Below are 7,519 nucleotides of genomic sequence, written 5' to 3'. Positions count from 1 at the left end.
TTGTATGGGCGGGTGTTTGCGGTGGTGCGGGGGTTGGTGTTTTTGGCTGCGGGTGGGACTTTTGAATAAGCCTCAAGAGCTGCTTTGATACTTTTGAGTACCTGCTGCTGAGTCTTTTTATCCAACTGGATGCTACACCCAGGTGGAAGGAATGGGTTTTCGATATCACCCGGTGTCACCACGCCGCTACGGGTAAGTGAACGCATTTTAAGGTCGAATCTAAAGCCCTTAGCCTGGTTGCCCACGAAGTCTAGTACTACTAGGACCGCCTTATCAGGTGACCTGCGCAGACCACGCCCCAGTTGCTGTTGAAAGAGAGTCGGTGACTGGGTGGGGCGTAGCATGAGCAGGGTATCTACTTCAGGAATATCTACACCCTCATTGAAAAGATTAACCGTAAAAACTGTGGTGAGCTTGTGTGCAGGGTCTTTCAGCTGGGCAATGACTTCTTGGCGCCGCTCAGCGTTATCACTACCTAGAAGAGAGGTAGCTGGAATACCTGCTTTGTTGAATTCTTCTGCCATGTACCGGGCATGGTCTGTATCTACGCAGAACCCGATGGCTCGCATGTTGTGGGGGTTAGCTATCTTCTCCTCAATTTGTTGCAGGATAAGCCCTACCCGTCGTTTATTACCCAGGTAGTAGTGTGAGAGCTCGCTATCGCGGTAGCTTCCTCGTTCAAAGGTGAGTGCGCTCAGGTCTGTTGCGTCATTGATACCGTAGTAGTGAAAAGGGACCAGTAGGTCTGCTTCAAGGGCGTCCCAGAGGCGAAGTTGAGTGGCGATGCGTCCGTCGAAGTATTCGGCGGCAACGTTTTTACCGTCTGTACGTTCAGGGGTTGCTGTAAGACCAATGAGCTCTTGTGGCTGAAAGTAGTCGAGAATCTTCTGATAACTGGGGGCGCAGGCGTGGTGGAATTCATCAATGATGATGACATCAAAATGCTCAGGCGCGAACCGCTCACTACCTGCCCCTGCAAGGGTCTGAATCGTTGCAAAAACATGTTCGTTATGGTCAGGGATTCTTCCCCCAAAGTATTGTTCACCAAAGTTAGCGTCCCGCATGACTGTGGCGAAAGCACTACGTGACTGGTTTAGTATTTCAGACTGGTGAGCGACAAAAAGGAGACGTAGTTTCCGTCCGGCTTCTTCACAGAGTCTCTTGTAATCGAGAGCAGAGAAAATGGTTTTGCCTGTGCCCGTGGCCGCTACTGCTAGGTTGCGGTGGTAGCCTTTGTGGCGGGCTGATTGTAGCTCATCCAGCATAATGGCCTGATGGGGGTAGGGGTGAACGTCCACATAGGAGAAGTTGATGTGAAGGTTAGGGCGTGCTGAGGCCCCGGTGCCTATTGTGGCTTGTTCTAGTGATTTATCTAGTTTTTTGCGGTCTTCCTCTACCCCTGTGTAGCTTTCAAATTGGTGGGATTTCCAGTAGCTTTCGAAGGCTGCCTTGAACTGCCCTAAGATACCCGGTGTGACGGTGTTGGATATTCTGACGTTCCATTCCAGACCGTCGGTGAGGGCAGCATGTGAGAGGTTTGAGCTACCTACATAGCCTGTGGAGAAGCCGGTGTTGCGGTGAAAGAGCCAGGCTTTTGCGTGTAACCGGGTTGAGTTCTTTTCGTAGCTAATTTTGACTTGTGCGCCATATTCTTTGACGAGTTTATCTACGGCTTTACGGTCAGTAGCCCCCATGTAAGTGGTGGTGATGACGCGGAGGGGGATGCCCCGTCTTTTGAGAATATCCAACTGTGGGGCCAGGACGTTGACGCCTGTGAGCTTGAGGAAAGAGCATAAGAGGTCTACCCGGTCGGCGCTTTCTAGTTCTTTTTTTATTTCTTCGCCAAGTTGAGGCTCTTTAGGGTTGTTGGTGAGAAGGGCGACGCTATTGAGCGGGGTGGTGGGGCGGTTTGAAGGCCTATCTTGTTGCCGGGGTTTGAGCTCGGTGAACTGGATAATAGAGCCAGCCTTTTTAGGGCTGTCCGCCGCAAGAACTTCGTCAGGGCCAGTCTCATCTTCTAGGTGAGTTAGAAGAGAGTTGATAAGGGCGATACGTTCTGGAGCGTCAGTTTGTTCAAGTTTTGTAGCTACCTGTTGCGCTACATAGCGGGCTAGGGAGGAGACGTGCTCAGAGTCGTCACCCGGGATTTCTGATTCGACCCATTCGGTTTCTCCGGGGAGGACTTGGGATAGTACCTGCGTGTTTTGAGAGTTTCGTACAAACCGATGGGAAGAACCTTTTTATCGCTCATATATGCAGCATAAGGTTTTTCTTCGCTGGGGTCTGGTTTCTACACGTTGAACTCTTTGTCAGCTTACAATTCACCCCATTCTGTGTAGTAGATATGGTCTGTTTCATCGCTATATACCTGTGCGATTTCAGAGCCCCAGAGGCTATGGCACAGTGCTTCTGCCCTGAGTTCATCGGCGATATAGTACAGGCCGCCTAGGAACACCCAGCCTTTAGTCATACATTGACCTGTTCCGCTGTCTATCCTGTAGTTTTCGGCGCTGGGGTCTCCGCAGTGTCTAAGGTCTGTGTGGACTTGGCACCTATTGGCAGGCTGTAGAGCCTGGTAAACAGGCTGGTAGGTGCCGTGACCCTTCACTTCTTGATTCATAGATACCCCCTATGTTTTGTTTCTCAAGCCATCAGGTACTCTATCGATCATTGCGACTAAAAGCAGATCCCGCTAAATTCGACAGTTTAGGGCACCTTGTAGGCCTGTTAGCCCACGTCAGACCTAAGAAATTGTGGATATGTCGGCTTATCCGACGTAATCTACTGTCAAAAACCGAGTGAGAGGTCCAAACCCTTGCCCTGCATCAGCTCCACCGCTATAGACTCACATAAGACCTAGTCACAAAGCTACCCACCCAAAGCATCTCATGAAACACACACTCACCCAATCCTTCGCCCTAACCACAAATCCCAAACTAGCAAGAAACCCCATGAAACATACCCTTGCCCAAACCCTCACCCTGACAACCCTCGCCGCACTCATCCTCACAGGTTGCAGCAACCAACCCACAGGCTCCATCCCTGAACCTGAAACAAGCTCCCCAACCTCCAGCACCTCAGACACAGCGAACCCCAGCCAAGCCCCCACAGATGAAGCACCTACTGCACAAGCCCAAGAAAGCTACTCAGGCGGCTCTAAAGCACCTGACGGTGACTACCGCCCCGCTGACGAGCACGGCCCTGCCCAAAACGTGCCCAAGCCAGTAGCACCAGAAGGTATGAACGTTGAGAGCGCTGAGGCAATGCTCCTATTTATCGACTATTGGAACGACATGCGAAACTACGCCCACCAGACAGGCGACGTTGCTACAGCTAAAGCCCTTGTAGATGAGTCTTTTCAACAAGAGCTAGATTTCTATGACGCCCTCAAAGAAATCTACGAATCGGGTGGATGGATCATTGGAGGAAATTCAACTATTCACTACAATGATTCTCTAATAATCAGCCTTGGCAATGGTGCTTATTCCGTAGGAAGCAATATCAACGTTGCTGATTCGATTCTTTTGTACAACGAAGAAGCTACATATAGTAAGAATTCTGAAGCCTCAAGCCGGGGAGTTGAACTGCAACTTCAGTTCTCGGATGAAAACTGGAAAATCACCGGCGCTAAGAAGGTCGGTGAATGAAGAAAAAATTATTAACCGTTAGTATCATCCTAATTCTACTGGAAATAGCGTATGTCCCCGCAAGTGCAAATACCCAGGGTAAAACAACTGAGCAAGGATTTATGGTAAATATTAAAGATAACTATTTACAGGGGGTACCAGCTATCGAGGATGAAACTGTTACACAATACGACATAAGATCAGATGATACTCCCGGTGAAGTTGTCAGCATCAACCCTATCGAGGAGTCTTCCGCCTCTGAGCCAGCACCTGGGTACAGTGCTCCCCGTACAGACATCTACTGTTTCACCAAGGACAATACTCTCAGCAAGGTCAGTTATGCGTCAGCAAACGGGGAATACGGTGACGGCTCCTCTCCCTACCAGTGCCGTCCCCCTGCCGCCGAAGAAAACGGGCAGCCGGAGGTACGCCCCGTCCGTGTCACTATCACTACCCAAGATTTCGACACTTTCCCTATAGAACCGGCTCTTCCTCGCCAGGAGCGGGCACCGCACACCCTCAAAAACTACAACACCAACTTCTGGGCCGACCCCAACCCCCAAGAATTCACGCGCACTATCAACGGCCAACATGTGGTGCTCCGCGCGACCCCAATCTCTTACACCTTTGACTATGATGACGGTGCTAGTCTCGGACCCGTCACTTACCCCGGCTACCAGCTAGGTGCGGACGTGTGGGATCAGCCCACCGACACCTCCCACCGTTACGCAGACCCCGGCGACTACTATTTCGCCCTGACCACCACTTACCGCGGCGAATACTCAGTAGACGGCGGGCCGTGGCAAGTCATTGAGGGGACAGTTAGCCGCACCAGTGACCCTCAGCTGGTGAGAGTCTGGCGGACCAAAGTTGGGTTAGTTGCAGATGACTGCGCTTTAAACTCAGAAGCCTGGGGTTGCAGTAACGGGTAGTTCCCTTGCCACCTGGTAGAGAAGCTTCAGGAGAAATCTTTTCTTAGGTTTCGCACAGGTTCCCCGAATTGAGTTCAAAGGTTAGGGGTTCATAGTTAAGGTATGAGGACGAGGAGAGAAAACCTCACCACCTTAAGAGACTGAGAATCTCACCGTGATGATGAGTCACCCCTTTCAGAGATGTGTGTAACCTCTGAGGCTCCTCCCGTGAGGGATTGGTGCAAAAGAAATGTGTGTGTATGAGAAAAGGTCGCAGCCAGTAGGTTGCGACCTTTTCTTTAACCCAAAATAGTAAGTAATAATATTATAGGGGTATTAGAGAGATAAATAAAAAGGAGGAAACCATGACCGAACAAACTCTCCAGCACAGCCCCAAGCCGCAACAGGCGTCCGCGCCCTATGCTTACGAGGAGCGTATCGGCGGCACCTGGCCACAAGCACTCACCGCCACGGCCCTCTTCACGGCTCTCTTTGCAGCCTATATTTTTGAGGTCAACCTACTGACCTTTATCCTCGTCTTTTGCTGTGTCGCGTTTGGTATCTACACAGGCCGTCAGAGGGCAGCAGCTCGCAGGACGCTACCCACCAGCTACTCCTACGCCCCTCAACTAGTTTTTGTGATAGCTCTCTTGGCCCTTGCTTTCCCCGGCCAAGATGACCCCGCCAGCGCCGTCTGGCGCCTCCCCTTGGTTGCAATCACCACCCTCATCTTCCACCGCTTCGTAGCCCCCGGCTACCACCGCATTGGCAAGGGGCAAGAAAACTAAAGGCGGGCGTCCGCGCCCTGAGGTAGGGGCTAGGCGGCAGGGAGGCCGGGAAGTCTCACAACATCCGTCCCCGGCCTGTGCTGGACGCAGGGGCTAAGCCAGCTCGGCGGCGGCGGCAGGGTCAGAATCATTCAGGAACTTCTCGATACGCTCAGCCTCATCTGCCTCACCAATAGCTGCGGCGGTTCGCCCCAAAATCAGTAGGGCTTTGAGGAAGCCGCGGTTCGGTTCGTAGCTCACCGGGATTGGGCCGTGCCCACGCCAGCCATTACCACGCAGGGCATCCAGTCCGCGGTGGTAGCCCACGCGCGCATAAGCATAGGCTTCCAGGGTCTTACCAGCACCCAGGGTTTCTTCAGCCAGCAAGGCCCAAGCCAGGGGCGAGGTGGGGAAGGCTTGTGCAAGTTCAGCGGGGGCAGCACCTGCGCGGACGCGGGCCAACAACTCAGGCTCTTCAGGCAGGAAAGTGGGGGCAGGGCCTTCTAACAGGTTCTTACCAGCAAGTGACATGGGCACTCCATTCAATTCAAATTCTTGTAACTACAAAAAGTCTACGCCTGCTCAGAAAAGAGTAGGCTCTTACCGTGTGCGCTCAGCCGCACCCGCAAGGGGCGGGAAGAGACTCGTTCAATAAGCTTTTCCTGCTCTAGCTCCTCGATGTAGGACCTGACCGTATTCCTAGATTTTTCTGTGACCTTCGTCAGGGTATCCCAGTCAAGCCCAGAACCTCCACCAAATAGGTGAACCTGCCCCAACACAAAGAGGGATTCCAAGGCACCGTGGGAAAGTTCTTCTCTCTCCTGGGGCAGCGTATTCAGGCGGGCTGAGAGACTATTCATGAGCTGTTTTTTAGCGTAGAAGTCACTAATAAGTTCTAATTGGGCGTCCCGAATAAAACCCAACATCACCTGAGCAAAATAGGTGGCATCGCCCATATTAAGAGGCTCCTCCACCTCACTAAAAGCCTTATAGTAGGCGGCCTTCTTCTGATAGATAACCGCCGATAGTGTCAAGACGGTATAGACCGAAAGCACCTCATACAGTTGGGCACTCAACATAAAACGCCCAAACCGGCCATTACCGTCATAGAAGGGGTGCACAGCCTCAAACATGAAGTGGGAGACGACCCTGGATAGAAGAAAAGGGGTTTCCTCCTCTAAGTGCGTCAGCATGGCCTGGAGTTGCCGCCGGATTGCCTGCTCGCCCTGAACACCAGAATGAATAGTTTTCCCCGCACCATCTCGAATGTAGACCGGTCCAGTTCTAAAAAGTTCTCCGTCCAGAGCGTCTTGGCTAGAAATCTCTGCGCCGAAGAGGCCATCGTAAATATCTCTTATCTCCTGCAGAGTACGAGGAGCCTCAATTTTGCCCTCAGAAAGTTCCACATAAAGTCGGGCTATCTCCCTAAAAGATTTATTCTCAGAGGGCTCAGCCTCAAGAGCCTCCTGAATTTCCTGCCGGGTGGAGCGCACACCCTCTAGCTCATTAGTAGCTGTAATTTCACGAACAATAAGCTCATAAAGGTAGCCTCTTTGAGCTGCCAGGGGAATATCAGCAGCAAGTTGCCCAATCGTTCGCTCATTCAGGAGCACTTGTTCCAGTAAGACCAGAAGCTGCGGGGTAGACATATAGAAAAGGGAATAGTCGCCTACTTGAAAGGAGGAGCCGAAACCCATGGCTCTTCTCCGTCTATTTTCTTCCTGGGCAGTTGCAGCATCAAACTGGTGAAAGACCGCTTTCAGGCTCTTATACTTCTTCAATGCCCGCCCCTATCTCACAAAAATAGCTGTTTTTGGTAGTTAGCCCCCATCATAGCCAGGTCTATCTCCCAAAAACACCCCATTTTGGGAGATAGCCCCACCTTCTAGCGCCCCTAACTCCCAAAAACACCCCTTTTTGTATTTAAGGCGAGCGCGGACGTCCGCCCCGCCTTTCACTGGCAGTTCACCGGGGCGCAACCTGGGGCTTAGCGCCTGGACATCTGGCGCACCTACAGTATGTGGGAAGACGTTTTCGCACGTCACCCCCCCATTGCTTTACACCATAGGAATTTTAGGGCCACGTATGTCACTTATCGGTAAGAATCTGCTCACTAACTTTTTCTCTTCCCGCTCATCCCTTGAGGCTTATTCAAAAGTCCCACCCGCAGCCAAAAACACCAACCCCCGCACCACCGCAAACACCCGCCCATACA

At 51.9% G+C, this 7,519-nt stretch carries 6 protein-coding genes; 3 read left to right on the top strand and 3 right to left on the bottom strand.

All coding sequences use genetic code 11. The features are described 5' to 3' along the window. Nucleotides 1–1,835: DEAD/DEAH box helicase family protein (locus ACEE09_RS09200; RefSeq protein ID WP_449084067.1), on the bottom strand; the 1,835-nt coding region annotated here is incomplete at its 3' end. A gap of 1,116 nt (nt 1,836–2,951) precedes the next feature. On the opposite strand from ACEE09_RS09200, the gene ACEE09_RS09195 reads away from it, so the two are divergent. The 3 genes from ACEE09_RS09195 (at nt 2,952) to ACEE09_RS09185 (ending at nt 5,325) form a co-directional block, all read left to right on the top strand. Then, nucleotides 2,952–3,647, top strand: a complete 696-nt coding sequence (locus ACEE09_RS09195) for a DUF6318 family protein (protein WP_449084065.1) — start codon at nt 2,952–2,954, stop codon at nt 3,645–3,647. Between the two features lie 101 nt (nt 3,648–3,748). After that, complete coding sequence (locus tag ACEE09_RS09190; RefSeq protein ID WP_449084064.1) at nt 3,749–4,558, top strand: hypothetical protein; 810 nt, start codon at nt 3,749–3,751, stop codon at nt 4,556–4,558. A 344-nt stretch (nt 4,559–4,902) separates the two neighbouring features. Beyond that, nucleotides 4,903–5,325, top strand: coding sequence for a hypothetical protein (locus tag ACEE09_RS09185; RefSeq protein ID WP_449084062.1), 423 nt, complete (start codon nt 4,903–4,905; stop codon nt 5,323–5,325). A gap of 93 nt (nt 5,326–5,418) precedes the next feature. Here the strand turns inward: ACEE09_RS09185 and ACEE09_RS09180 are convergent, their stop codons facing one another. Next, on the bottom strand, nt 5,419–5,835 hold the full coding sequence (locus ACEE09_RS09180; RefSeq protein WP_449084060.1) for a DUF3151 domain-containing protein: 417 nt from the start codon (nt 5,833–5,835) through the stop codon (nt 5,419–5,421). Nucleotides 5,836–5,876: 41 nt separating this feature from the next. Then, nucleotides 5,877–7,085, bottom strand: a complete 1,209-nt coding sequence (locus ACEE09_RS09175) for a Fic family protein (RefSeq protein ID WP_449084058.1) — start codon at nt 7,083–7,085, stop codon at nt 5,877–5,879. Between the last annotated feature and the right edge of the window lie 434 nt (nt 7,086–7,519).

The sequence above is a fragment of the Rothia sp. 88186D007BW genome (assembly GCF_053544215.1).
This window is presented reverse-complemented; position numbering and strand designations above follow the sequence as displayed.